This window comes from Eubacterium aggregans (genome assembly GCF_900107815.1).
Taxonomy (GTDB): Bacteria; Bacillota; Clostridia; order Eubacteriales; family Eubacteriaceae; genus Eubacterium_O; species Eubacterium_O aggregans.
This window is the reverse complement of the sequence record NZ_FNRK01000018.1, coordinates 24,914-51,004: the sequence shown is the minus strand read 5'-3', so window position 1 is coordinate 51,004 and position 26,091 is coordinate 24,914. Positions and strand designations below refer to the sequence as shown.

At 48.8% G+C, this 26,091-nt stretch carries 28 protein-coding genes and 1 pseudogene; 16 read left to right on the top strand and 13 right to left on the bottom strand.

The genetic code is table 11. The features are described 5' to 3' along the window. The 3 genes and pseudogenes from BLW33_RS14015 to BLW33_RS10350 all read left to right on the top strand — a co-directional run. Positions 1-155: pseudogene (locus tag BLW33_RS14015) on the top strand (IS256 family transposase); the annotation flags it as partial. Between the two features lie 195 nt (positions 156-350). Beyond that, positions 351-479: an AgrD family cyclic lactone autoinducer peptide gene (locus tag BLW33_RS14595; RefSeq protein ID WP_176966701.1), complete on the top strand. Its 129-nt coding sequence runs from the start codon at positions 351-353 to the stop codon at positions 477-479. Next, on the top strand, positions 476-1,066 hold the full coding sequence (locus tag BLW33_RS10350) for an accessory gene regulator B family protein (protein WP_090308498.1): 591 nt from the start codon (positions 476-478) through the stop codon (positions 1,064-1,066). Before BLW33_RS14595 ends, BLW33_RS10350 begins: the two co-directional genes overlap by 4 nt. Before the next feature lie 86 nt (positions 1,067-1,152). Here BLW33_RS10350 and hisIE read toward each other — a convergent pair whose 3' ends face one another. Genes hisIE through hisZ form a run of 9 tightly spaced genes read right to left on the bottom strand, consistent with a single transcriptional unit; the run spans position 1,153 to position 8,749 of the window. Then, positions 1,153-1,806, bottom strand: a complete 654-nt coding sequence (hisIE, locus tag BLW33_RS10345; RefSeq protein WP_090308496.1) for a bifunctional phosphoribosyl-AMP cyclohydrolase/phosphoribosyl-ATP diphosphatase HisIE — start codon at positions 1,804-1,806, stop codon at positions 1,153-1,155. A 26-nt stretch (positions 1,807-1,832) separates the two neighbouring features. Then, positions 1,833-2,597 carry an imidazole glycerol phosphate synthase subunit HisF gene (gene hisF, locus BLW33_RS10340; protein WP_090308493.1) on the bottom strand — a complete coding sequence of 255 codons (765 nt, stop codon included), beginning with the start codon at positions 2,595-2,597 and terminating at the stop codon, positions 1,833-1,835. Continuing rightward, positions 2,591-3,310, bottom strand: coding sequence for a 1-(5-phosphoribosyl)-5-[(5-phosphoribosylamino)methylideneamino]imidazole-4-carboxamide isomerase (gene hisA / locus BLW33_RS10335; RefSeq protein ID WP_090308491.1), 720 nt, complete (start codon positions 3,308-3,310; stop codon positions 2,591-2,593). Before hisA ends, hisF begins: the two co-directional genes overlap by 7 nt. Continuing rightward, positions 3,307-3,915, bottom strand: coding sequence for an imidazole glycerol phosphate synthase subunit HisH (gene hisH / locus BLW33_RS10330; RefSeq protein ID WP_090308489.1), 609 nt, complete (start codon positions 3,913-3,915; stop codon positions 3,307-3,309). Before hisH ends, hisA begins: the two co-directional genes overlap by 4 nt. 18 nt (positions 3,916-3,933) lie before the next feature. Beyond that, positions 3,934-4,521 (bottom strand): imidazoleglycerol-phosphate dehydratase HisB, encoded by a 588-nt coding sequence (hisB, locus tag BLW33_RS10325; protein WP_090308486.1) that lies wholly within the window; start codon positions 4,519-4,521, stop codon positions 3,934-3,936. Continuing rightward, a complete protein-coding gene (gene hisC, locus BLW33_RS10320; RefSeq protein WP_090308483.1) occupies positions 4,511-5,581 on the bottom strand; it encodes a histidinol-phosphate transaminase in 1,071 nt (356 codons plus the stop codon). Before hisC ends, hisB begins: the two co-directional genes overlap by 11 nt. A gap of 1 nt (position 5,582) precedes the next feature. Continuing rightward, positions 5,583-6,863, bottom strand: a complete 1,281-nt coding sequence (gene hisD / locus BLW33_RS10315; RefSeq protein ID WP_090308479.1) for a histidinol dehydrogenase — start codon at positions 6,861-6,863, stop codon at positions 5,583-5,585. A gap of 9 nt (positions 6,864-6,872) precedes the next feature. After that, a complete protein-coding gene (gene hisG / locus BLW33_RS10310) occupies positions 6,873-7,496 on the bottom strand; it encodes an ATP phosphoribosyltransferase (RefSeq protein ID WP_090308477.1) in 624 nt (207 codons plus the stop codon). Further along, positions 7,496-8,749, bottom strand: a complete 1,254-nt coding sequence (hisZ, locus tag BLW33_RS10305; protein ID WP_090308475.1) for an ATP phosphoribosyltransferase regulatory subunit — start codon at positions 8,747-8,749, stop codon at positions 7,496-7,498. Before hisZ ends, hisG begins: the two co-directional genes overlap by 1 nt. Positions 8,750-8,969: 220 nt before the next feature. On the opposite strand from hisZ, the gene BLW33_RS10300 reads away from it, so the two are divergent. From BLW33_RS10300 to BLW33_RS10255, 10 genes are all read left to right on the top strand, one after another. Beyond that, positions 8,970-9,635, top strand: coding sequence for an HAD-IA family hydrolase (locus BLW33_RS10300; protein WP_090308473.1), 666 nt, complete (start codon positions 8,970-8,972; stop codon positions 9,633-9,635). After that, the gene (locus BLW33_RS10295; protein WP_090308470.1) at positions 9,604-10,878 is read left to right on the top strand and encodes a CCA tRNA nucleotidyltransferase; all 1,275 of its coding nucleotides are present in this window, start codon (positions 9,604-9,606) and stop codon (positions 10,876-10,878) included. Before BLW33_RS10300 ends, BLW33_RS10295 begins: the two co-directional genes overlap by 32 nt. After that, positions 10,826-11,686 carry a 16S rRNA (adenine(1518)-N(6)/adenine(1519)-N(6))-dimethyltransferase RsmA gene (gene rsmA / locus BLW33_RS10290; RefSeq protein ID WP_090308468.1) on the top strand — a complete coding sequence of 287 codons (861 nt, stop codon included), beginning with the start codon at positions 10,826-10,828 and terminating at the stop codon, positions 11,684-11,686. Before BLW33_RS10295 ends, rsmA begins: the two co-directional genes overlap by 53 nt. A 93-nt stretch (positions 11,687-11,779) precedes the next feature. Next, on the top strand, positions 11,780-12,424 hold the full coding sequence (locus BLW33_RS10285) for a BMC domain-containing protein (RefSeq protein ID WP_090308465.1): 645 nt from the start codon (positions 11,780-11,782) through the stop codon (positions 12,422-12,424). A 126-nt stretch (positions 12,425-12,550) separates the two neighbouring features. After that, positions 12,551-13,273: an ABC transporter ATP-binding protein gene (locus BLW33_RS10280; RefSeq protein ID WP_090308462.1), complete on the top strand. Its 723-nt coding sequence runs from the start codon at positions 12,551-12,553 to the stop codon at positions 13,271-13,273. Continuing rightward, positions 13,270-14,964 (top strand): putative ABC transporter permease subunit, encoded by a 1,695-nt coding sequence (locus tag BLW33_RS10275; RefSeq protein ID WP_090308460.1) that lies wholly within the window; start codon positions 13,270-13,272, stop codon positions 14,962-14,964. The genes BLW33_RS10280 and BLW33_RS10275 overlap by 4 nt, the downstream gene beginning before the upstream one ends. 151 nt (positions 14,965-15,115) lie before the next feature. After that, positions 15,116-16,405 carry an O-acetylhomoserine aminocarboxypropyltransferase/cysteine synthase family protein gene (locus BLW33_RS10270; protein ID WP_090308458.1) on the top strand — a complete coding sequence of 430 codons (1,290 nt, stop codon included), beginning with the start codon at positions 15,116-15,118 and terminating at the stop codon, positions 16,403-16,405. 70 nt (positions 16,406-16,475) lie between these two features. Continuing rightward, positions 16,476-17,396 (top strand): cysteine synthase A, encoded by a 921-nt coding sequence (cysK, locus tag BLW33_RS10265; protein WP_207647826.1) that lies wholly within the window; start codon positions 16,476-16,478, stop codon positions 17,394-17,396. Positions 17,397-18,274: 878 nt separating this feature from the next. Further along, complete coding sequence (gene ftsX, locus BLW33_RS10260; protein WP_242911654.1) at positions 18,275-19,156, top strand: permease-like cell division protein FtsX; 882 nt, start codon at positions 18,275-18,277, stop codon at positions 19,154-19,156. A 32-nt stretch (positions 19,157-19,188) separates the two neighbouring features. Further along, complete coding sequence (locus tag BLW33_RS10255) at positions 19,189-20,283, top strand: murein hydrolase activator EnvC family protein (RefSeq protein ID WP_090308455.1); 1,095 nt, start codon at positions 19,189-19,191, stop codon at positions 20,281-20,283. On the opposite strand, the gene BLW33_RS10250 is transcribed toward BLW33_RS10255, so the two are convergent. After that, on the bottom strand, positions 20,280-20,855 hold the full coding sequence (locus BLW33_RS10250; RefSeq protein ID WP_090308453.1) for a DUF1836 domain-containing protein: 576 nt from the start codon (positions 20,853-20,855) through the stop codon (positions 20,280-20,282). The two genes, BLW33_RS10255 and BLW33_RS10250, sit on opposite strands and share 4 nt — an antisense overlap. Positions 20,856-21,003: 148 nt before the next feature. On the opposite strand from BLW33_RS10250, the gene trhA reads away from it, so the two are divergent. The 3 genes from trhA to BLW33_RS10235 all read left to right on the top strand — a co-directional run bounded on the left by trhA (position 21,004) and on the right by BLW33_RS10235 (position 22,805). Further along, positions 21,004-21,657: a PAQR family membrane homeostasis protein TrhA gene (gene trhA / locus BLW33_RS10245; RefSeq protein ID WP_090308450.1), complete on the top strand. Its 654-nt coding sequence runs from the start codon at positions 21,004-21,006 to the stop codon at positions 21,655-21,657. 84 nt (positions 21,658-21,741) lie between these two features. Further along, positions 21,742-22,161, top strand: a complete 420-nt coding sequence (locus tag BLW33_RS10240) for a hypothetical protein (RefSeq protein ID WP_090308449.1) — start codon at positions 21,742-21,744, stop codon at positions 22,159-22,161. A gap of 11 nt (positions 22,162-22,172) precedes the next feature. After that, positions 22,173-22,805 carry a chitobiase/beta-hexosaminidase C-terminal domain-containing protein gene (locus tag BLW33_RS10235; protein ID WP_176966700.1) on the top strand — a complete coding sequence of 211 codons (633 nt, stop codon included), beginning with the start codon at positions 22,173-22,175 and terminating at the stop codon, positions 22,803-22,805. A 63-nt stretch (positions 22,806-22,868) separates the two neighbouring features. Here the strand turns inward: BLW33_RS10235 and BLW33_RS10230 are convergent, their stop codons facing one another. From BLW33_RS10230 to BLW33_RS10220, 3 genes are read right to left on the bottom strand one after another with little or no spacing between them, the layout of a single operon-like run. Next, positions 22,869-23,228, bottom strand: coding sequence for a DUF1667 domain-containing protein (locus tag BLW33_RS10230; RefSeq protein WP_090308444.1), 360 nt, complete (start codon positions 23,226-23,228; stop codon positions 22,869-22,871). After that, entirely contained in the window at positions 23,229-24,500 is a 1,272-nt protein-coding gene (locus tag BLW33_RS10225) for an NAD(P)/FAD-dependent oxidoreductase (RefSeq protein WP_090308442.1), read from the bottom strand. A gap of 3 nt (positions 24,501-24,503) precedes the next feature. After that, positions 24,504-25,991, bottom strand: a complete 1,488-nt coding sequence (locus tag BLW33_RS10220) for an NAD(P)/FAD-dependent oxidoreductase (protein WP_090308439.1) — start codon at positions 25,989-25,991, stop codon at positions 24,504-24,506. Between the last annotated feature and the right edge of the window lie 100 nt (positions 25,992-26,091).

The window sequence follows — 26,091 nt, the reverse complement described above, 5'->3', positions numbered from 1 at the left end:
GCCAGCGTAGTGTCTTTCCCAGCGATACAGCGCTCCAAAAGGCCCTTTACCTGGCGACCTTTGAAGCGACTAAAAAATGGCGCCTGCCCCTTCGGAACTGGGGGCTGGTTTATGGCGAGCTCAGCATGATGTATGAGGGGCGCTTGCCAGAATAATCATCGATATCGCCTTAATGCACAGGTTGTTTTTATCACCTGTTCTTGACAAGTTACGATTTATGGCGTATATATTAACTATCTAAGGCATATCTATATTGCTTTGCTTTTTCTTTTTTTTCTGATTCTAAGCACAGGAAATTCGTATTTACAGAAAGTCTTTCACACTCCCTGAAAAGTTTAAAAGCGGCCGTTTTGAAACATGCCTGTTGGCTCTCTGCCTTAGTCGTTCTGTTGGCCCAGAATTCAGATACGTGTTTTTTAATTTCCCACCAACCTAAGTTACCAGAAGGTGCAAAAGATTTTTCCATTGATGAATTATGATTAAACAATGGGGCCAGCAGATGGCGGAGGCGTGTTGCCGGGAAGGGGTACTTAAGGAAAAAAACCGTGAAGCCATTGCCTTTGGCTTTGAGGAGTTAATCTTCGTACTCATCAATCTTGTGGTCATTGCCACGATTGCAGCGTTCACCCAGGAGTTACTAAATGCCCTCATTTTCTGCGTTGTCTACTTGTCCCTTGTTCGGCTTGTCGGGATTTATCACGCGCAAACCCGGAAGGGATGTTTCATGAAGACCATGATTGTCTTTGGAGCATATCTTCTGATTGTGAGAGAGGTACCCTTTGATTATTATGTAATTGGCAGCCTGGGAAGCTTTTCATTCTATCTGATAACAGCCTGGTCCCTGACGCCGGTCATGCATATTGATAAGCCCCTGACGGAGGAGCAAAAGGCCCTTAATCGGAAAAAGGCTCTGATCTATTCCATGGTTTTTGTCGCCATTGGAGGGATGTTTTTCATGGTGGGGTGGTGGCAGCCGTTATTTGCCATGGCGGTCACTCTGGATATGGTGGCATTGATGGCGATCTTTGGCCATCTATTCAATGAACGGGCACCCATTGAAACGTAGTGGATGCCGCTAAATTTGTCGTTTACTTAAAAATAAGGGATTGTCCCGGGGGTAAGTACTCCCAGGGCAGTCCCTTTATGCGTGGCTTAATATTCCCGTTTACGCTTATTGGTATGGCGTTTTGTCAAGACCTCAAAGAGCTCATCGTAGGTGACGCCTTGGTTGTTGAGCAAAACCGCTAGATGATAGAGGAGGTCCGAGGCTTCGTAACGCAGCTCCTCAGGATCGTTATTCTTGGCGGCGATGATGGTTTCCGCGGACTCTTCACCAATTTTTTTACAGATTTTATCTACCCCTTCCCGGAAGAGATAGTTGGTGTAGGAGCCCTCTACGGGATTTTTCCGCCGCGCTTTAATTTGTGCGGCCAGGTCGTGGAGAATGGTGATATTTCCCTTGTTCGCAGCATCATCGGTCATCAGGTTGCGGTAAAAGCAGCTGGTATGGCCGGTATGGCAGGCGGGACCAGCGGGGAGAACCTGAAGGAGAAGGGTATCCCCATCGCAGTCATAATCCAGGGAGACAACCTGCTGGATATTGCCGGAGGTTTCACCTTTTACCCACAATTCTCCTCGGCTGCGGCTCCAGAAGGTGGCTTTCTTTGTTGCCAGGGTGCGTTGTAAGGCATCTTTATTCATCCAGGCCATCATCAGCACCTCCCGGGTGCGATAATCCTGGACAATGGCGGGAATCAGTCCCGCATCGTTGTATTTCAGTTCAATTTCTTCAAGTTTCAATTTCATTCTTCTTTCTTTTGTAAAATCGTAAATTACCGTACAACCGGGCGCATGGCCAGGCCCTGGGTCCCTAAATAATCCTTTAAATCAGGAATGGGGATTTCTTTATAGTGGAATACCGAGGCGGCCAGGGCGGCATCGGCACCGACCTTGAGGACATCCGCAAAATCCTCGGGCTTTCCGGCACCGCCGGAGGCAATGACGGGGATGGTGAGGGTCTCGGACAAAAGGCGATTGAGCTCCAGGTCATAGCCCTGTTTCACCCCGTCGGTATCGATGGAGTTGATGCAGATCTCCCCAGCGCCTAAATCCTGGCCCTGCACAGCCCAGGCAATGGCGTCGATGCCGGTGTTTTCCCGGCCACCCTTGACATAGACATCCCAGGAGCCAGCGGCATTGCGTTTGGCATCGATGGAAAGGACGACGCATTGGTTGCCGAATTTCAGGGCCGCATCCCGAATGAGCTGGGGATTCCGGACGGCGGAGGAATTGACGGAAACCTTGTCGGCACCAGCCATGAGGACCTTGCGAAAGTCTTCGACCTTGCTGATGCCGCCGCCAATGGTAAAGGGAATCCGAATGGCCTCGGCCACCCTTTCGACGATATTGAGGAAGATATCCCGCTCTTCATAGGAGGCGGTGATATCATAGAAAACCAGTTCATCGGCCCCCTGTTCAGAATAGTATCGTCCCAGTTCGATGGGATCGGCAACATCCTGGATGTCTTTGAATTTTTTCCCCTTGACCACCCGACCGTGGTCCACGTCCAGGCAGGGGATCAGGCGTTTGGTCAGCATGAAGATGCCCCCTTGAGGTAGGCGGCTAAATCGATGGTTCCTTCATAAATGGCTTTCCCAGTGATGGCACCGTAAAGATCCATGGCGGCCAGGCGGTCCAGGTGGGCGGTGGAGGCAATGCCCCCAGAGGCGATGATATCCATCTGGAGATGGGCGTTCAACACCCTTAGCATCTCAAAATTAGGGCCGGTCATCATACCGTCCTTGGAAATATCGGTGTATACCAAGGTGGAGAGGCCGATTTTTTCGAGCTTGGTGGCCAGCTCCAGGGCTTCCATATCACTGCTTTCTACCCATCCCTCGGTGCAGACCATCCCATCCTTGGCGTCGATGGAGACGCAGATCGCGTCGTCATAGAGATTAATGAGCTTTTCGATGAAGGCAAAATCCTTAATGGCCTGGGTACCGATGATGATTCGGGAGACCCCGATATCCATGTACATTTCGGCGATTTCCAGATTGCGGATGCCCCCACCTAGCTCGATGGGGATATCCAAGGCCTCGACAATGCTTTCAATGGTTTTTAGATTTTTAGGCTTCCCCTCAAAGGCACCATCTAAATCCACCATGTGCAGGTATTCGGCCCCCTGGTCCTGGAAGCGCTTCGCCACCTCGACAGGATCTTTAAAATAGACGGTTTCGGCATCCTTAACACCTTGCTGCAAACGGACGCATTGTCCGTTTTTAATATCGATAGCGGGTAATACGATCATTTGATACACTCCTTAAAATTTTGCAATAACTTTGTTCCCACCCCGGCACTTTTTTCAGGGTGGAACTGCATCCCGATGACATTGTCCCGTCTGACGATGCCGGGGACCTTGGCGGAATAGTCGGCATAGGCTACCACATCGTCAAAATTCTGGGGAACGGCGTAGTAGGAATGGACGAAATAGACATAATCCTCTGGGGTGAGGCTCCGGGCGATGGGGTCCTCCCGGTTCATGGTCAGGTTATTCCAGCCCATATGGGGGATTTTAAGCCCCGGGGCATCAAAGCGGACCACTTCACCGGGAATATACCCTAAGCCCGTATTTTCGCCATCCTCATAGCTTTTATCGAAGAGGACCTGCATGCCCAGGCAGATCCCCATGAGGATTTTACCCGAGGCCACATTTCGGTTCAGGGGGGAGAGGAGGTTGTAGGCCTCCAGGTTTTTCATGGCATCGGCAAAGGCACCGACCCCGGGGAGGATAATGGCATCAGCATCGTCCATCACCTGGGGGTCCCGGGTGATGACGCTGCTAAGCCCTACATCCTTTAGGGCGGTATGGACATTTTTTAAGTTTCCAACATCGTAGTCAATAATGGCAATCATAATCTGCTCCTGTCTGCTTTATTCGATGATTCCCTTGGTGCTGGGAATTCCTGGATTTTTGGGATCCAGGGCGACGGCCTCCTTGAGGGTTCGGCCAAAGCCTTTAAAGATGCCCTCGACAATATGGTGGTTGTTCCGGCCGTAGAGGGAGGCGATATGGATGGTCATTTTGGCATTGTGGGTGAAGGCGATGAAAAATTCCTCCAGCATCTCCGTTTCAAAATCACCGATGTATTCCCGGGTGAGGGGAACATCCCAGACCAAGGTGGCCCGGCCGCTGATGTCGATGCAGATACGGCACAGGGCCTCGTCCATGGGGGTGAATTGAAAGGCATAGCGATTGATGCCAGCCTTATTGCCCAAGGCCTGGGCGAAGGCCTGGCCCAGCAGGATGCCAATATCCTCTAAGGCATGGTGGTTATCCACACCGTCGCCTGTGGCGGAGAGGTCTAAGTCAAAATTACCGTGCTTGGTAAAGAGTACCATCATGTGGTCAAAAAAGGGAACGCCGGTTTCCACGGTACATTGACCCGTCCCATCGAGATCCAGGGTCAGGGCAATTTGGGTTTCGGCGGTTTCCCGGCTGAGGCTGATTTTACGCGACATGGCTGTATACCTCCGTAAGAATTTCTAAAACCCGTCTGTTTTCCTCCGGGGAGCCAATGGTTAAGCGGATGGCTTCTGGCTGGCCATTTTTTGAACCGAAATGTTTAATGAGGATATTGGCTTCCTTCATGGCTTTGTAGATTGCCGGAGCCTTGGCGGTTTCGAAATAGATGAAATTGGCAGCGGTGGGATAAACCTTCTCGATGGGGAGGGCCAGGAGGGCCTTGTACATCTTCCGGCGTTCGACCCCCAGGGTTTTTAGGCGGCCCAGGAGCTTGTCCCGGTGCCGAAGGGCAATAATGGCCGTCTGCTGGGTGAGGGTGTTGAGATTATAGGGGGATTTTACCTTGTACATGGCATCGATTAAGGCTTTGCTCCCGGCGCAGTAGCCGCAGCGAATCCCGGCCAGGCCGAAGGCCTTGGAGAGGGTGCGCATCACCAGGAGATTGGGATAGCTGTTGACGAGATCAATATGGCTTTCCCCTTCCTTAAATTCGATATAGGCTTCATCCAGGACCACCAGGGCCCCGGTTTCTTCCAGAATTTGGATGATATCGTGCCGGGGGAAGAGGTAGCCCGTGGGATTATTGGGATTGCACAGATAGATGACCTTGGCATTTTGTGCCACGGCTGTGGCGATGATGGCAGAAACATCTGGAAAATGGTCCTCCTTATCCGGCACCCAGGAGAAGGGGGCATCCCCGATGGTGCTCCAGATTTCGTACATGGAGAAGGATGGGGCGTGGGAGACGATGGTGTCACCAGTATTCACAAAGGCCTGGCAAATCATGTTGATGATTTCGTCAGAGCCACAGCCGGCAATGAGCTGATCCGGGGAAATGCCGGTGTAATCCGAGAGTAATTCCCGGAGCTCCGTAAAACAGGCATCGGGATAGCGATTGAGGTTCGTCGTCATAATGGTCTCGCAGAGCTCTTTTTTCAGGTCATTGGGGAAATCCCAGGGGTTTTCATTGGCATTGAGGATGATGTCGTATTGGGGAGGCTCCACCTGGTAGGCTTCCAGATTCTTTACACAGGGGCGGATATAATTCTTTTTCATTTTACTCAAACCGCCTTTCTACAGATTTGGCGTGGGCATCCAGCCCTTCAGAGCGGGCAAAGGCTGCAATTTTCTGATAATCCTTTTTAAGGGCAGCTTCGGAATAGCTTAAAATACTGGAACGCTTGGTAAAATCGTAAACACCCAGGGGAGAGGAGAACTTAGCGGTCCCAGAGGTGGGCAGGGTGTGGTTGGGACCAGCAAAGTAGTCCCCCAGTGGTTCTGGGGTGTAGGACCCCAGGAAAATAGCGCCGGCATTGCGCACCCGATCCAGATAATCCATGGCATCCGGAAGGAGAATTTCCATATGCTCCGGAGCGATGGCGTTGGAGAGCTCAAAGGCCTGGTCCAGATTTTCACAGACAAAGATAAAACCGTAGTCCCTAACGGACTTCCGGGCGATGTCCTTTCGGCTAAGATCCGCATCAATTTGCCTCGTGATTTCGGCTTCCACGGCTTCACCAAAGGCCCGGGAGGTGGTCACAAGGATGGGCATGGCCATTTCATCGTGCTCTGCCTGGGAGAGGAGATCCGCAGCGGCAAAAACCGGATTGGCATTACCATCGGCCAGGATGAGGACCTCGCTGGGACCGGCAATCATATCGATATCCACCACCCCAAAGACTTCTTTCTTGGCGGTGGCCACAAAGATATTGCCCGGGCCCACAATTTTATTAACGGGCTTTACCGACTCCGTACCAAAGGCCAGGGCAGCGATGGCCTGGGCCCCACCGACCTTTAAAATTTCCGTGACCCCCGCAATTTTAGCCGCAGCCAGAATGTTGGGGTTGATTTTACCGTCCGCTCCCGGCGGGGTCACCATGACCAGGGAATCCACCCCGGCGACAATGGCGGGGATGCTGTCCATGAGGACGGTGGAGGGGTAGGCTGCCTTTCCCCCGGGGACGTAAAGGCCCACCCGTTCCAGGGCGGTGATGTGCTGGCCCAAGGTGATGCCGGGGCCCGGGCTGTAGGTCCAGGTGGTTTCCAGCTGCTTTTCGTGGAAGGACCGGATATTTTGGGCGGCCTCCTCCATAATGGCAATCATTTCCGGGCCCACGGCGGTGAAGGCTTCTTCAATTTCCTCTGGGGTGACGGCCAGAGAATCCAGGCGGCACCCGTCAAATTTTTCGGTATAGTCAAATAACGCAGCGTCCCCCCGGGCCTTAACCCCGTCGATGATGGCGAGGACGGTTTCCCGGATTTCCGTGTTTTCTCCTTCATCCCGCTTCAGAAGGCGGTTAAGGGAGGGGGCTGCTTCGGTGTACGTGTATGTTTTCATTCAAACCTCCTATTGGGCAATGGCTGAAAACCGATCGATAATGGGCTCGATTTCCTTCCGCTTAATCTTTAAACTGACCTGGTTAACGATGAGCCGTGAACTGATATCGCAGATTTCCTTAAGCACCACCAGGCCGTTTTCCTTCAGGGTGCTGCCGCTTTCCACAATATCCACAATACAGTCGGAAAGTCCCAGGATGGGGGCCAGCTCCACGGAACCGTTGATCATAATCAGATCGATGGGCTGGTCGATGGAATTAAAGTATTGCTTGGCGATACCCGGATATTTTGTTCCAACCACCAGCTTTTTATCGAATTGGATATGGGTGTCGGCGTAGCCGGCCACGCACATCTTGCATTGTCCGATATTCAGGTTTAACAGCTCGTAGACATTGGCAGGGTGCTCCATGAGGACATCCCGACCAACGATGCCGATATCTGCGGCACCCTTTTCAACATAGGTGCCCACATCCGGGGATTTTACCAGAAAGAATTCAATGGCACCGGTGGTATCCTGAAAGATTAACTTCCGGCTTTCCGGGGTATAATCCTCAAAGCAATATCCGATCTCGGTGAGGAGTGCAATGGCTTTTTTTGCGACTCGGCCCTTGGCCAGGGCAAAACGTATGGTCATCAGTCCACCATCCCTTCTGTAATACACGCAATGGGCTTAAAAGCATCGGCTTTAAACTGAAAGGTTTTGCCGTTGCTGATATAATAAAAGCTGGCCCCTTCGTACATTTGATTGTGCTGGAGCTGGGCCTTTGTTGTCAGGGGAGCCTCAGAGACCTGGAAGACCTCGGTAGAGTGGCCCTGAGCGCGGAGGGCAGCAGCGGTATCGAAGGCCTGGCATTTATCTCCGGGATCGTATAAAATGACGGTACGGCTGGCGGTGTCCGCCGGCAGCAGGTCATTTTGTTCCATATAATCCATGAGCTGGAGGATATCGATGGCAAAGCCACAGGCCGGGCGGTCAATACCAAACCGGGCAGAAAGATCATCATACCGCCCACCGCCAATGACGGGTTCCCCCCAGCCGTTGACGTAGACCTTGAAAATCAGGTCAGTGTAATAATTCATTCGGCTGGTAAAGCCTAAATCGAAGGTGATGTACTGGGCGAGGCCAATGATTTCCAAATGCTTGTAGATGGCACGGAGCTGGGCGACGACAGAGCGCATGCCATCGGTCAGGCAAAGACCGTCCATTTCGGTGAAAACTTCCTGGGGGTCTCCGTAGAGCAAGGGCATTTTCAGAATGGTTTCTTTAATGGTATCATCGTAGGGCTCGTCCGATAGAAAATCCCGGATATCACCGAGGTTTTTCGTTTCGATGAGGTTTAAAAGCCGGGTGCGTTTGTCCCCGGTGAGTCCAATGGCATCAAAGAGCTGGCCAATAAAGCCGACGTGGCCCATATCGATATGGATATCCTCAATGCCGTTCACCAGCAGGGAGGAGATGGCCAGGGCGATGATTTCACCATCACATTCCGGCATGGGATTGCCGAAATATTCCACCCCCATCTGGGTGATTTCCTTTTTCACAATATCCGGAGAAGCGAAATTCCGATAGATATTGGTGCGGTAGCAAAATTTAATGACTTCCTGGGAATCGTGATGGTTGATGGCGGCCATGCGGGCAATGGGCAGGGTGGCATCCGGCTTAAGGGCCAGCACCTTCCCCTGATGATTGACCAGCTTGAAGAGCTCGTCGCTGGGAATGGCATCTTCTGGGGCCAGTAGGTCATAGGCCTCAAAGGTGGGGGTGGAGACCTGGTGGTAGCCGTACAGACTGAATAAATGGCTCAGCTTATTTTCGATTTTTTGAAGGGCCAGAAAGCCTTGATATTGGATATTCTCAAACCCTTCAATAGTATAATTTGTTAACATAGTATCCTCCTCTTTGTTACGTTACCGTAATAAAGTGCGTGATGATAGTCTAACATTCATTGCGGTCCAGGTCAATGCTTTCAGAGAAAAAACCTAATTTTCATGCAACTTTAATCTAGAAATATGATAATATTATTCTACCATAAAAAGGTTGAAAAAAGAATGTGTCCATTGGACAATAGAAAAAGAGGAAAGTGAACTTTGAAATTTTGGAGAGAATATGGCTTATAAATGTATTATCTTTGACTTTGATGGGACCCTGGCAGATACAGAACAGCAAGTCTTTCAATTGTACAATGATATGGCGGAAAAATATAAATATCGGAAGGTTACCCATGAGGAGCTTCAGCACATTAAAGAGCTCAACATTGCGGACATTATGGAGATTGTGGATATTCCTTTCTACCGCTTGCCCCGGGTCCTTCGGGAAGGGCAGCGGCGTCTCCGGGAGGAAAAGGATTCGATTAAGGCTTTTAAGCCCCATCTTCGAGACTTCATGAGGGCCCTGGAGTCGGAAACGGAAATCCGGGGAATCTTAACGTCCAATGTCAAGAAGACCGTCAATGCTTTTTTAAGGAATTATGCCATTGCCGATTGCTTTGATTTTGTGGTATGTTCCTCCCTTTTATCCAAGGAGAAAAAAATAAAGAAGGTTGCCAAGAAATACAGGCTAGAACTGTCCGAGATTCTGTACATCGGCGATGAAACCCGGGATATTGAAGCCTGCCACCGGGCAGGGGTGGATGTCGTAGCCGTAGACTGGGGGTATAATACCCTGGCGGCCTTAGAACGCTGTAACCCTACCTACACCGCTTCCTCCCTGGAGGAAATCTTGGAAATCGTGAGGAGTCAGGATGATGAAGGATGCTCTGAAGCAGCTATTTGAGGTTTTTCATGCCCGGGGCAGGCAGCTTTACATCGTCGGAGGAGCGGTGCGTGACTGCCTGCTGGGTATTCCCCCCGGGGATATCGATTTGACCACCGATGCCCTGCCCGAGGAAATGGAGGCGTGGTTTCCCCATACCATCAATAAGGGAAAGCGCTTCGGAACCATTGGGGTGGTGTTGGAGGGAGAGGTTTATGAAATTACCACCTTTCGAAAGGATACGGCTTACCAGGATGGACGCCACCCGGTGGCTGTGGCCTTCACCGATGATGTCCGGGAGGATGTCATCCGCCGGGATTTTACCATCAATGCGTTGATTGTCGATGGGCAGGGTGTTCTTTACGACTATGTGGGCGGCCTTGGGGATTTGGAAAAGGGTGTATTGCGGTGCATCGGAAATCCGGACGAGCGCTTCCAGGAGGATCAGCTGCGCAAATGGCGTGCCATTCGCCTGGCCGCGGAGAAAGCCATGGAAATTGCCGCCCCCACCCGGGAGGCTATCCATGCTAATCCTGCCATCGATGGCGTTAGTATGGAACGCCTCCGGGATGAATTTGACCGGATCCTTCTGGCGGAGAAGGTCACCTGGGGGGGCTACCTGTTGGTTCGAACAGATTTAATGACCACTCTTTTACGCCGGACCATTCCGGCCTTTACCAAGCGCCAGCGGGATTACCATTTAATTGAAAGCTTTGAGATCATGGCCTATGTTCCCAGGGACTTAGTCATGCGCCTGACCATTCTGGCGGTTCCCATGACCCCAGTGGAGCGTCTGGAATTTTTTTCTTGTATGCGTTATCCTAAGGCCATCATGGCCCGGGTAATTGCCTTGAGCCGCCATTTTTTTGTAAAGTCTGGGGATATGGTGGCTTTTAAAGGGGCTATTGCAGATATTGGGGTGGCCGATTTTGACCGGCTTCTCTGTCTCCAGCAGGGTCAGGCCCAGTGGGAGAACAACCCCAAATGGATGGGGGAGGCCGCTGAGAACCGTGCCGCCTTTGAGGTGATTAAAGCCCGGGGGGATGCCCTGGTACGGGCAGACCTTGCGGTAAAGGGCGAGGATATCAAGGCCCTTGGCTATGAGGGCAGCGCCATTGCCAGGGCTCTGGATACTGCCTTAAAATGGGTATATCGGCATCCAGAAAAAAATACGAAAGCGGACCTGATGGTCTATTTAGAGGAGGACAAAAGTGGAAAAGCTCACATCACCCCGGACCATCGAGGGTTTACTGAAGAAATATGATTTGCATTTTAACAAACGGTTTGGGCAAAACTTTCTAATCGACGCCAACATGGTTGAAAAGATTGTGGCGGCGGGACAGCTGACTAAGGAGGATATTGTGCTGGAGGTGGGGCCGGGTATCGGCACCATGACCCAGGTCCTTGCCCGGGAGGCGGGAAAGGTCTACGCTGTCGAAATTGATAAAAAACTGATTCCGGTATTGGAAGAAACCCTGGCAGATTGCCCCAATGTTTCAGTGATTTGTGGGGATATTTTAAAAACCGATGTGGCCGCTTTGGTGGCCCAGGAGTTGGCCCAGGGAATGTCTTTAAAAATCGTGGCGAATCTCCCCTACTACGTGACGACACCCATTATCATGGGGTTTTTAGAGTCGGACCTTCCAGTGGAGCGGATGTCTTTTTTAATTCAGAAGGAGGTTGGGGAGCGGATCTGTGCCCAGCCAGGAACCAAGGCTTACGGGTCCCTAACCATCGCCTGCCAGTATTATGTCAAGCCCCAGGTGGCATTTTATGTGCCTGCTGGTGTTTTCATGCCCCGACCCAAGGTAGACTCTGTGGTCATCACCCTGGAAAAACGCCAGGCGCCTTCGGTGAACCCCGGGGATAAGGAACTGTTTTTCCGAATTGTTAAAGCCGCTTTTTTAAATCGACGGAAGACACTGATCAATAGCCTGTGCGCCAATACCGGTTATGATAAGGAAAGACTCACAAAGGCTTTAGAGGCTGCAAATATTGATCCTGGGGTTCGGGCCGAGCGCCTTACCGGAGAAGATTTCGCCCGGCTTTCGGATTGTCTGCAGAAAGAATAATTTTGTTTCTTGATATTTCACGAAAATGCTGGTATGATAATGTTAATTATTATGACTATAAACTAGAATTTGAATTATAAGGAGGACTCCCCAATGATTGGTGATAAAGTTTCAGGGAAGGTATTGGTCAGCCGATTACTCACCGCCGTTAATGATTTTATGATCGATGATTACGAATTACCTGAAGGCTATGTGGATATGGGCCTTTTCACAACCGCTTGCGACGGTGTGGGTTACGTGGCCGCTGATGATGCCACCAAGATGGCCAACATCGAAGTCGCTAAAATTTATTCCACCTATGGTGGCAGCGGTAAGATGAATGACGGCCAGACCTTCGGCATGATTACAGGCCCGACGGTGTCGGATGTCCAGCGGGGGCTGCGCTATGTCCGGGAGTTTGTGGAAGAGCAGGCCTCCTTATACAGCATCAGTGAGGATGACAGCGTCGTACTCTACTCTGAGTGCGTTTCTAAAATTGGCCGTTACTTTGCCAAGGCCTATAACCTGCCCCAGGGCTCATCCATCGTCTACCTCTTGGCTCCGGCGATTTATGGTGTTGCAGGGATCGATGAGATGACGGATTATGCCGATGTGGAATTGGTTCAGTATTTCGGTAGTCCAACCCATTCCAACTTGTGTGGTGGGATCTTTACCGGGTCCCAGTCCCAATGCCGTTCAGCAGCAGAAAGCTTTAAAAATGCGATTTTCGATTATGTCGATGATCCGGTTGAATATTAAGATTAAAAGTTGAACAACAAGAGATATGGCACTGCAGAATCAACTGCGGCTCCATATCTTTTTTTAGTTGAGATGGTATAATAATTGGGAACCAGATGATTTGGATTAGTGTTGAAAGGAATCATTATGCTGACAATTGAAAATTTATCAAAAACCTATGGTAATAAATCCCAAAAAGCCGTGGACGATTTGTGCTTTACCGTTCGGGATGGAGAAATTTTTGGATTTGTAGGACCCAATGGGGCCGGAAAGACTACCACCATTAAGATGATTGCCTCACTGCTTTCCCCGGATACCGGACGCATTATCATTGATGGTGTGGATAATCAGCAGGATCTCATGGCGGCAAAAGAAAAATTCAGCTATGTGCCGGATAATCCGGAGCTTTTTGAAAAAATCCGTGGGAATGAGTATCTGCGATTCATGGCCGATGTTTACAGGGTGCCGGATGGGGAGTTTAAGGAGCGGGCATCCCGTTACCTGGATATTTTTGATTTAAAGGGGGATGTGGCGGCGCCTATTGCGGCTTACTCCCATGGAATGAAGCAGAAAATTGCCCTCATTGGAGCGCTGATTCATAATCCCAGGCTGTTCATTCTGGATGAACCCATGGTGGGCCTGGACCCTAAATCCTCCTTTGAGCTGAAAAAGATCATGGCTGAACTGTGTGCCCAGGGGCATTCTGTGTTCTTTTCCACCCATGTGCTGGACGTCGCTGAAAAAATATGTGACCGTATTGCCATCATTAACCATGGACGCCTCATCGCCCTTGGGACCATGGATGAAATCCGGGGAGGCGCCGGCAAGGATGAATCCCTGGAAGAAATTTTCCTGGAGCTGACCGAATGAAACGAATGATGCTGCTCACTGGTTTACTGCTGCGAAACCAGCTGGGGATTTCCATGCTGGCGTACAACCGGCAGAATGATAAACGGGCTTTTACAAAACAGATTTTTTTAATGGTTGGTGTCCCTCTGCTGTGCCTGCCGGCCCTGGTCGTCTATTTTATTTTTTCTGGGGCCCTTTATGTCAGTATGGCCGCCATTGGACAAACCTTGGGGTATATTGGCCTCTTTTATGCCATGGCTTCGATCCTGGTCCTTGTTTTCGGCGTCGCCTGGGTCTTATCAGAGTTTTATTTTTCTGAGGGTGTCACCCAGCTGCTTTCCCTTCCCATCCGCCCCAGGGAGATTATTATGGCGAAGCTTTGCTGTGTGCTGCTTTGGGAATACGTCTTTAGCATTCTCATTATGGTGCCGCCACTCATTATTTGGGGGGCCTCCCAGGGTGTCTTTTGGCTGTGGTATCTGCCCGCTGCTGTTTTGGTGGTTGCGGCACTGCCCATACTGCCCATCGCCTTGGAGGCGGCACTCATGATGGTGATCCTTGGAGCAGGGAATCTTAAGGGGAAGAAGGATGTCATCTCAGTGGTGATGATGTTTGCCTTTTTAGCCCTTATTCTGGGGGTTCAATTCACCCTGGGGAGTGCCGCCTCCAGCATGGATGAGAGTCAGCTCACTACCATGCTGACACAGCTTCTTGAAAATAACACGGGGCTCCTTGACAGTATTATTCGAATTTTTCCACCGGCTTACCTGGCCGCCCGGGCGTTAATGGGAGAGGGGCTCATGTCCCTGGCCTGCCTGGTGGGGGTTGTCGGCCTATCGGTCCTGAGCATTTTCCTGCTCATATGGGTTGGTGAGCGCTTTTATATTAAAGGACTGCTGGAAGGCGGGATGTCGGCGACATCCAAGGGGAAAAAGAATCAGAAGGGGATCGCCGGGCTTTTAGGCCGGCATCGGGGGTCTGCCCTCCGGATCTTCCAGATGGATTTTCGCCTGCTGCTGCGCACCCCCATTTTTTTCTTTAATAATGTGAGTATTGCCATTGTCATTCCTTTATGCCTGATTTTTGTGATTTTTATGGCTAAAGGGGGGAGTGGAGGGGAGATTGAACAGGCTATCCAATTCCTTTCCCAGTACCCGGAATTTTTGATTTTAGCCTTGAGTCTTGTGTTTTTATTCTTTGGGGCGACCTCCGCCACGACGGCAACCTCCTTTTCCAGGGAAGGTAAGGGGATCTGGATTACTCGGATCATTCCTGTCGCGCCCCAGGCTCAGGTTATCGGGCGGTGTGTGTCCGCCATTTGTATTCAAGCCCTGGGGATCGTGATGACCTTTATCATGCTGAGTTTTATCATAGGACTCAGTCCCCAGGTCATTCTCTTATCCACCCTTTGTGGTATTGGCTGCGCTCTGCCGATCCAGCTTATGGGCCTGCTCATTGATATGCACCGTCCTCTGCTGCATTGGGACAATCCACAACGGGCGGTGAAAAACAATCTGAATGTTATTTTTACCATGCTTTTGGGAATGTGTTACACCGTGATCCTAGTAGTGCTTGGCGGCAGCATGGGTTACTTTATCAGTCCCTGGGCCGGCTGCGGAGCGGTTCTTAGTCTGTCCGCGGTGCTATCTATTATTCTATACAAGGTCTGTGTTCGTCAATTGCCCAGGTGCTTGTTGAAATGCGATGAATAGAGGGAGAGAAAGCCCCCAACCCGGGCTTTTCTTTTTTTGCCCAAAATTTTCTTAAAACCCAAGAAACATACTTGACATATATGTATTAATGATTTAATATATAACAAAACATAGCAATAAACTATATTAAAGATGCGTTAGGAGAATTAAAATGAGTGATAAACAATATCGATTTGAAACCCTGCAGCTTCACGTTGGACAGGAAGCCCCAGACAGCGCAACAGACGCCCGGGCTGTTCCAATTTACGCTACCACATCCTATGTCTTCAAAGATTCAGATCAGGCAGCTGGACGTTTTGGTTTAACCGAAGGCGGTAATATCTACTCCCGTTTAATGAATCCGACCTCAGATGTGTTTGAACAACGGATTGCGGCACTCGAAGGAGGGGCGGCGGCTCTGGCCACGGCATCCGGGGCGGCAGCCATCACCTACGCCCTTCAGAATATCGCCCGGGTCGGGGACCATATCGTTTCAGCCAACACCGTTTATGGGGGGACCTATAATCTCTTTGAAAATACCTTTAGGGATTATGGCATCACCACGACCTTTGTGGATGGCAGTAACCCAGAGAATTTTCGCCAGGCCATTCGGAAGAATACCAAGGCTTTGTTTTTAGAAACCCTGGGAAATCCCAATTCAACCATTATTGACGTTGAGGCTGTGGCCGCCATCGCCCACGAGCATGGCATTCCCCTTATTGTGGATAATACCTTTGCAACCCCTTATTTATTCAGACCCCTGGAGCATGGCGCCGATGTGGTGGTCCATTCTGCTACAAAATTTATTGGCGGTCATGGGACAGCATTGGGGGGTGTCATTATCGACGGCGGTTCCTTCGACTGGGCTCAGAATGATAAATTCCCAGGACTCTCAGAACCCAATCCCAGCTATCATGGCGTGGTTTTTACAGAAGCCTGCGGCAATTTAGCCTATATCATGAAAATTCGGACGACCCTGATGCGGGATACCGGGGCAACCTTAAGCCCTTTCCATTCCTTCTTATTCCTCCAGGGGCTGGAAACCCTCTCCCTCCGGGTGGAACGTCATGTGGAAAATGCCTTGAAGATTGTCGCATATTTAGCGGCCCATCCCAAGGTGGAAAAGGTCAATCACCCCGTTTTAGCAGATCATCCGGATCACGATTTATATGCCCAGTACTTCCCAAATGGGGCAGGGTCTATCTTCACCTTTGAAATTGCGGGAGATGCTCAGAAAGCCAAGGACTTCATTGATCATTTGGAAATTTTCTCCCTACTGGCCAATGTCGCAGATGTTAAATCCCTGGCCATTCATCCGGCATCGACCACTCACTCCCAGATGACTGCAGAAGAATTAGAGGGGAGTGGCATTCGGCCGAACTCCATTCGCCTCTCCATTGGGACCGAGCATGTGGATGATTTAATTGAGGCTCTGTCAAAAGCCTTTAACGCCATCGATTGAGATTGTGGACGGTTATAAGAAAAATTTGGTATGATATAAATTATAAGTGTAAAGAAAGTAGGTGCTAATCATGGCAGTTTATCGAAGTGTAACGGAACTGGTGGGTCAGACCCCCTTATTGGAACTCACCAATTATGAAAAAGAGAATAAATTGAATGCCACTATTCTAGTGAAGCTGGAGTACTTTAATCCGGCAGGCAGTGTTAAGGATCGGATTGCCAAGGCGATGATCGAGGATGCTGAAGTTAAGGGCCTCCTTACACCAGGGGCTACCATCATCGAGCCGACCAGCGGAAATACAGGGATTGGCTTAGCTGCCATTGGTGCGGCCAAAGGCTACAAGGTTATTTTGACCATGCCAGAAACCATGAGCGTGGAACGTCGGAATCTGTTAAAGGCCTATGGGGCAGAATTAGTCCTGACCGATGGAGCCACGGGGATGAAGGGGGCCATGGCCAAGGCAGAAGAGCTGGCTGCTCAGACGCCCAATAGCTTTATCCCGGGGCAATTTGTTAATCCGGCAAACCCTGCAGCACACTATAAAACAACAGGCCCGGAGATTTGGGCGGATACCGAAGGAAAGGTGGATATCTTTGTGGCTGGCGTCGGCACCGGCGGGACGCTTAGTGGTGTGGGGGGCTATCTCAAGGCCCAAAATCCCAATATCCAAGTAGTGGGGGTTGAACCCACGGGATCACCGGTTCTGACCAAGGGTGAAGCGGGTCCCCATAAAATACAGGGAATTGGTGCTGGCTTTGTGCCCGATACCCTGGATAGTAAAATTTACGATGAAATCATCACGGTTTCCAACGAGGATGCCTTTGGGACAAAGGATGCCATTGCCCAGGAAGAAGGGGTTTTGGTCGGCATTTCATCCGGAGCCGCAGTCTGGGCCGCCGCAGAGCTGGCAAGACGGCCGGAAAACGCCGGAAAGACTATCGTGGCCTTATTGCCGGATACCGGGGACCGCTACCTCTCCATGAGCCTCTGATTGATGGGCGTTGGCAAAGGGCTGTTCGTCCGCTGAAGTTTGTGGTAATGGGGCGGCTGTTCGCGGATTGTATAACAGTCATGCTCCCGCTCGACGTACAGGCTACGCCTGTTCGCCTCAAGGTCGCAGTGCCTGGCATACAATCCACGGACAGCCTTAGGATTCTGGGACGAACCTGAGACTCTTTAATATCCTCAACCTGACACGTCCCACATCAAACCGAATGGCAATTCTGTTTGTTGCCTTTAAGACGCCATACGTGGCGTTTCAGGTTGAAGACAAAGTAAGGGAAGGACGAGGATAAAAATACGAGAACCCCGGCTGCCCCCGCGGATAGTAACTTTAAAAGGCTAAGCATTAATACGGTAAACCAGCCAAAAACCTATCAAAACCGAAGGTTTTGCGCCTTGCCGAGTGAGGACTTTCCCTTTGCTCGTCAGCGCCTGGGGTCCGGGGTGAATCTTTTTTATCCTCGTCCTGACCGCGCTACACCTGTTTGTCTACACTCTGAGACGCCATACGTGGCGTCTTTTTTACGTGTTAGCCATCCCTTTACATGGCGCAGCCGTGAAGGAGTGAAGCGAAGCGGAACGTGTTTTATACTTTAAAGTTAAATTTTTCAATTGAATCACCAAGAATTTTCCGGGAATCCCTTAAGAGTGTTGAATTCTTTCAATCTTTATGTTACAATTTGTACATAATTAGTTACAAGGTGAAATATTAAGTCACATTTAATCTGAGGCTTTTATAATATTTCCTTAGAAATTTTCTGAGAACGGCCTCTCCAAAGGGGAGGCGTGAATTCATAGAGTTTGGAGACGGATTTGGCAGGTAAAGGTAATCAGCGAGAATTTCAAATTTTTTCTTTTTTGAAAAGTGTGTTTAGAGATACCACCCAGAGTATTGAGCGTAACAATTTAATGAGTATGGCATCGGTGCTTTCTGTGGTAGCAGCCCTTATTATTTTAGGCATCTTTGTCATTTTCTCCGTTAACCTGGAGCAAATCACAAAGAATGTGGAGTCAGCCTTGGAACTCAAGGTTTTTTTAAAGTCTGATATCACCCAGGAGCAACAGCTTTCTTTGGAAACTGAACTAAAAAAGAATTCAGATATCACTGAAATCACCTATCAAAGTGCGGATGATGCCTTAAAGGAGTTTTCAGACAGCTTGGAAGGCTATGCTGGGCTATTGAGTGGTTACAGCAGCAACAACAACCCCATGCAGGCATCCTTCACCATTAAGGTAACAAGTTCAGAGAAGATTAAAGACGTAAAGGGCTATGCCGAAGGTTTGACGAATAAGGGTGTTGATTATGTTAAATACGGTGAAGAATATGTGGATGCCCTTATGAAGTTCAGCCGATTCAGCAATATTTTCTGTTTGGTTATGCTGATTGTGCTGACCCTGGTCTCCATCTTCATTATTTATAATACCATTAAGCTGACCTGCTTTGCACGACGTCGGGAAATCCGCGTTATGCGATATGTGGGAGCAGCGGACTGGTATATCCGGACCCCCTTCGTCCTGGAGGGAACCTTCCTGGGATGCATTGGGGCCTTGGCCGCAATGCTTGTCATTCGAACAGGCTATTACTTCATCATCGCCTACGTAAATCATTCGGTTTACATCCCAATGGATACGGCCTTGGTGTCTCCATCCCTTCTGATGGGGCCAATCTCATTGTTCTGTATGCTCTATGGCGTGGTCATTGGATCCTGCGGAAGTCTATTCTCAATACGAAAATACTTAGACGCTTAAGACGTTGATATAAAAATAATCGGAGGTGTTTTATGGCAAAAAAAATGTTAGTGATGTTGTTATGTGTATGTTTTGCTTTATCGTGCATCGGGGTTCCGGCATTGGCGGCGACTACTGATGATTTAAATAATGCCGTTCAAAAAATTAAGGATACCCAGTATCAAATTGATATGACCAAGAATACCATCAAAGGGATTGAAGAGGAGCTCAGTAAATCCAATGCTGTCATTACAGCCCTCGATGAAAAGATGGAAGGAACCAAGCAGGAGATTGCAGCGGCTGAAGCAAAGCGTGCCCAGCAGGAAGCTGAGCTGGAAGAACGTCTGCGAATTATGTATATGTACGGCGATGATGGTTATATGGAGGTACTGTTTTCCTCCAAGAACTTTACCGAGCTGCTGACCCGGATCGACCAGGTCAAAAATATTATGCAAAGTGACCGGGATGCCGTCAATGCTTTGGAGCAGACTAAAAAAGAAATTGAATCTAAAATTGCCGATTTGGAAAGCGATAAGGCCAGTGCCGAAAGTCTGAAAACCCAACAGAATCAGCTTCTTGCCCAAAACAATACCCTGCTGGCACAACAGCAGGCAGCCTATGATGCGGAATATGCTGCGGGTGAAGATTTGGCCAAGCAATTGGGACTTTCAGGACTGAACGGAATCGTTCAGACCGGGGAATATTACTGGCCCATTGATCCCAGCAACCCCAAGGCCTTTAATATCAGTGACTGGTTTGGTCAGCGCTCCTGGGGAGCCACCAACGGTGTGGGCTCCACCAACCACCAGGGAATCGACATCACCCCAGGGAATGGTGAGCCGATTTTGGCCATTGCGGATGGTACCGTGGTACAGGCTGGAGAAAATGGCGGCTATGGCAACTGCGTCACCCTGAATAATGGGCAAAATGCTTCCGGGGTCCAGATTGGGTCCATCTATGGCCATATGAGCAGTGTAGCTGTTTCTGCGGGTCAAACGGTCACTAAGGGACAGGTGCTGGGCTATGTTGGTTCCACCGGAAATTCCACCGGCCCCCATCTCCATTTAAGTATTCTGGAAAATGGGACCATGGTTGATCCCATGACTTATTTCCCACAATATCAAAACAGTTGTGTCTGGGTTGGTTAATGGAGGGCTGTGGTGAGGCATTCATCAACCAGCTTATCCGCCAATCGCTTGTAATTTAGAGCTTGACTATAAAGTGAAAAAGCCATTAAAAAGGAATCGGAGTGTGCCATCTTGGCCGACTCGGGTTCCTTTTTTATTGTTTCCCAAAGGGCCCGGGTCTCTTCCTTAAAGATACGATCATTGTCGGCCATTCGTTCACTGAGAAGAGGATAAATGGCTAAAAGATCCTCTGGGGAGAAGCCATCCTCGGTGGTGAATTCATTAAAAAGCTGCTGAATATCGTCGATGGAGGCCACTGGCTTTAGCATAAAGATTAAGTACAACATGAGTACCTGGCCCCGGGTGTACTTTTTTTTATGGACTGTTCCCAGCATCTTTCGTTTGCTATAATTGTTAATCATGGATTTCGTGAGGAGTTTATCCTCGGGATGGCGCCGATGGACCTCCAGGTATTGCTCACATAGGGTAATTAATTGGTCCATGTACAAATCGATATCCGGCAGCTGATCCCCTGAGTTGAGGGCGTCTTGATTCAAAGCGTCCAGCCAGGTGTTTAGTTGTTGCTCATCCATTGCTTTTCTCCTTTTTTTCTTTTATTGTACCGAAGAATTTATAAACTTGCAATAAAAAACAGTCATTGACAGCAACAGGCATACATGATAATATTCATTTAATATATTAAGTAGTAATAAAAACTATGTATGGAGGTTTTATAATATAATGGAAAAATTCAGAGAACCGGTTAATGCCTGGACCCATTTGATCGGGGCACTTCTCTCCCTTGTGGGAATGGTTGCCATGCTTATCCTCATTATTTCAGAAAACAACGTGACCCCTGAAACCTTATGCTCTGTATTAGCCTTTGGAATTGGATTGATTGGGTTATACTACACAAGTTTTTACTATCATGCGGTACAGAATCGAGGGGGAGAGGAACTTCTGCGGCTTAAGAAGCTGGACCATGCCATGATCTTTCTCTTAATTGCGGGGTCTTATACGCCCTTTTGCCTGCTTTGCTTAACCGGACCAATGCGTATTGGAATGATGGCTGCAATCTGGGGTGTTGCGATTATTGGAATTCTGATGATGGTCTTTTGGATTGGGATGCCGAGATGGCTCAACACGACCTTATATATCGCCCTGGGCTGGTTTGCATTATTTGCACTTAAGCCACTGTATGAGGCTCTCCCAACGGGAGGCTTGGTTCTTCTTATTCTAGGGGGGATACTTTATACCATTGGGGGGGTGATGTATGGCCTTAAAAAGCCCAACTTAAGTCAGCGATGGGGCTTTCATGAGATATTCCATATCTTTGTTTTGTTGGGGAGTGCTTGTCACTTTGCAGCCGTTTTCCGTTATTTGCTTATGGTTTAAATCCTACACAACAGCTCCCATGAGGGCTGTTTTTTTTTATAAAAGTCTGATACAATAGTAATAAATAAAAGGAGGTATAGGAAAATGAAAACAGCAGCGGATTTCGCCCAGGAGCTCGATGGACGGGAGTACAAGCATGAAATGACCGATGCGGAAATTGCTGAAGCGGCCGAATCGCAAGTGGTTGTTGTATTTGGCCACTCCGATGATACAACCGTCTTTCATGGTGCTATAGAAGCACAAGTCAACACCATCGATGGCGCTGAAATCTACCTGACACCCCGAGGAATATTTGAAGATTGTGCCTGTAACTGTGCCCACGCCCAGGCAGCAAAGGCTAAAGCACAGATTATTAAGGCGATTTGGTGTAAGGGCCCATATGTTTGGCATTATGAAACTGCAATTCCCCATTGTCACTTCGATATTATCGATAACCAACCGGCGGACAACTTAAAGTTTTGTCAGGGAATTGTTTTTCAATTAGAGGATTTAAATTCAATATAATGAGGTGTGTGATGAAGAAAATAAAGGTTAGTGTGCTGCTTGCAGCTTGTCTATTTGTATCCCTGGCCTTAGTAGGATGCGGTGGGAAAAAATTAGAGACGAAGATTTCCCTACCATCCGGGGAATATATGGGGGAACAAGAAGTCATCCTTTCCAATGAGGGGGATGGGGGAAATTGTCTGATTTATTATACTTTAGATGGCTCAGAACCCTCTTCTAAAAGCTTTTTATACGAAAAGGATAGTCCTTTGGCCATTAATTATGATTCGACCTTGAAGGCCATTACCATTAACGATGGATCAAAGGGACCGGTTGCGGAGGCGACCTACACCATTAAAGAAATGAAAGAACAAACTTTAACGGATGTTGAACGGGTCTTTATTGGCAATATCCGGGGATCCTATGAGTTGAATGGAAATACCATTGATATTGATAGTGCAAAGCGAATCATTGAGTGGAACATCGGTGGACAAAAGGGATCATCTAAATTTACGGTGTCTGCCCCAGAGGATGGCGATGGCGAAAGTGGAACCCTGACCTATACGGGAAATGATGGGAAAGAACAGAAATTTGAGATCAATATGGCGCCCTCAGGGGATAATGCTGTTTATTTCAATCAGGACAACTACAATTATTTAGGATAGGTCATTTATAAAAAAAGCGTTGATTCCACTGGTGTGGAGCCAACGCTTTTCTATTTTTAAAGGTTAAATAGCAGGCATCGATTTAGTTGCAACAATGTCAATACCAGTGCCACAAACATTGGGGATGATCACATCACCCATTTTAATGGGGGCTTCTACAACGACCTTATCAATTTCCTTCATACAGTCGAAGATCTTATCTTTGGGAATGGTGTCTGCTGTTTTTACAGGAAGACGGGCCATTAAGGCACCCTTAATGACAACGGTGGAAGGAACAACCCGTTGGGGATTGGTTACTTCTTCAATCCCATACTTTTCACCGTTTTTACACTTATTACCCGTAACCGTGTAATTGCCATCGGTCCCTTCAACGGTGATGGCGCATCCGATTGGGCATGAAATACAGATTAAGTCACGTTTCATTTATTTAGCCTCCTTCGGTTCCACGACGAATTTGATTTCCCCATCGGGATATTTTTCGAGAACTTCTTTTTTAATTTTAAAGTTAACCATTTCAGCCGGAACAAATTTTGGCGCCTTCTTGGTTGCAATCTTTTCATCGCCAATATAAGCATTCACAACAGAATCAGCAAAGACACCGCGCACACGCATGTAGAAAGTCAAATCTTTATCCAGGTTAGAGACCGTAACGTGCTGGGGAACCACATAGCTAATGCCGTCACCATTGACGGTATCGAAGTTCTTCGTCCCAGTCAGCTGACCCTTAATGTATCGGGCGGCGCCTTTCCCGGCTAAGACGGATTCTTCAGAGACAAAGTCGACTAAGTCATGAACATGGACGACATTACCACAGGCGAAGACTCCGGGAATACTGGTTTCCCGCAGTTCAGACACCACAGGGCCATTGGTCCGACGATCCATTTCAACACCAGCGGAACGGGAGATTTCATTTTCAGGAATTAGCCCGACGGATAACAGCAGGGTGTCACAGGGAATAAATTCTTCGGTGCCGGGGATAGGTTTTAAGTTATCGCCAACCTTCATAACGGTAACGCCTTCCACGCGGTCTTTCCCATGGATGTAGGAAATGGTATGGGAGAGCTTCAAGGGGATATCGTAATCATCCAGGCACTGAACGATATTACGCGTCAGGCCGTTGGAGTAGGGCATCAGTTCACAGACAGCCTGGACATGTGCCCCTTCCAGGGTCATCCGACGAGCCATAATCAGTCCGATATCTCCAGAACCGAGGATGACGACTTCTTTACCGGCCATATAGCCTTCCATATTGATAAAGCGTTGGGCGGTCCCGGCATTAAAGACACCAGCCGGACGATAGCCGGGAATGCCAATGGCCCCAGCGGTCCGTTCTCTGCAGCCCATGGTTAGAATAACCGTTTTGGTTTCGATGGCAGTGTAACCTTCTTCTTCATTAATGGCATGGATGGTTTTGGTATCCCCGTTATCCACCATATCCAGGACCATGGTGTTTAATTCGTAGGGGATATTCAGTTCAGCAGCCATATCAATATAACGTTCTGCATATTCCGGACCGGTTAATTGTTCACCAAAGGTGTGCAGCCCAAAACCGTTATGAATACATTGGTTCAAAATACCGCCCAGTTCACGGTCACGTTCTAAAATAAGGACATTTTCTGCGCCTTCTTTTTTTGCTTCGACAGCAGCGGCCAATCCAGCGGGGCCCCCGCCTAAAACTACAACATCATAGATCATTGCTTATGCTTCCTCCCCTGTAGATTTTGTTTTACCGCTTAGGACATAGCCAGAATCCTTGGCATCATACATAATATCATCCAGTTCACAGCCCAATTCCCGTGCGAGGATTTCAACCACCCGTGGTGAGCAGAAGCCACCCTGGCAGCGACCCATACCAGCGCGGCAGCGTTTCTTCACGCTCTTAACGGTGGTGGCGCCTGCGCTTCTATGAATAACATCTAAAATTTCACCTTCGGTGATCGTTTCACAGCGGCAGATGACCTTACCATATTTAGGGTCCTTAGCGATGATTTCACGTTTTTCTTCATCCGTCAGTTCGTTGAAATAAATATGCTTCTTATTAACAGGATTGAATTTTTCGTTTTCCTTTGGTTCAATACCATCGCGTTTGAGCATCGGCAGAATAACTTCTTCAACTACATAGTAGCCTGCAGCAGGAATGGAAGTCAGACCCGGGGATTCATACCCCGCAAAGTTGACAAAGCCCTTGATGGGAGATTCTTCAATGATGAAGTCACCATCGGTAGTGGTATAGGTGTCCGCCACAGGGGTATTCCGGGTACCAGCGTAGGAGCGGATAATCTTGTTGAAGTAATGGCCCAGATCCGGACAATTCTTCAGTGCGTTTTCCTTAATATAATCCAGACGATCCTGGGTGGTGCTGATATCACCCTTTTCTACAGGCATGGCGTCTGGTCCGATTAACAGATTGCCGTGGACGGTGGGGGAGACCAGAATCCCTTTACCATTCTTGGTCGGGCAGGGGAAGATAACGTTATGGACTAAATCCCCCACTTCTTTATCGAAGATGAAGTAGACACCCCGGCGGGCTAAAATTTTAAAGTAGGGGTCACCAACCATTTTGTAGATATCATCGGCATAGACACCTGCTGCATTGATCACATATTTGGCTTCAACATCCCCACCGGTGGTTTCAATTTTGAAGGAGCCCTTCCGGTCTTCAATATTCGTGACCAGGTGGTTGAGCTTCAGGGTGACGCCGTTATCAACGGCATTTTCGGCAACCTTCGCACACATTTCAAAGGGAGAAACCAGACCTGCAGTACCCGCATATAATGCACCACAGATATCGGGATTCAGGTTTTGTTCGATTTCATGGACTTCATCCTGGAACATGATGCGTAAATCCGGCACACCATTTTTCAACCCGTTTTGATACAGCTCATGCAATTTGTACATTTCATGTTCATTATGAGCCACAACGAAGGACCCGGTCCGTTTGAATGGAACGTCTAAATCTCGGCAGACCTTTTCGTACATAATATTGCCTGGAGCATTGAATTGACCTTTTTTCTTGTAAGAAGGGGCATCGAACCCAGCATGAACGATGGCAGAATTTGCCATGGTGATTTGGTTTCCTACATCATTCTCTCCATCCAATAACACGACATCCAATTGATAGCGGGATAGTTCCCGAGCTATGTAGGAGCCGGCAATACCAGCACCTATAATAGCAATATCATACATAATAACTCCTCCTCTTATTTGTTTTAACTTGCAAGAAATAAAAAAACCACACAAATTCCATACCGTACCAATCATACGTCAGAAAAAATGTGCGGCTCTC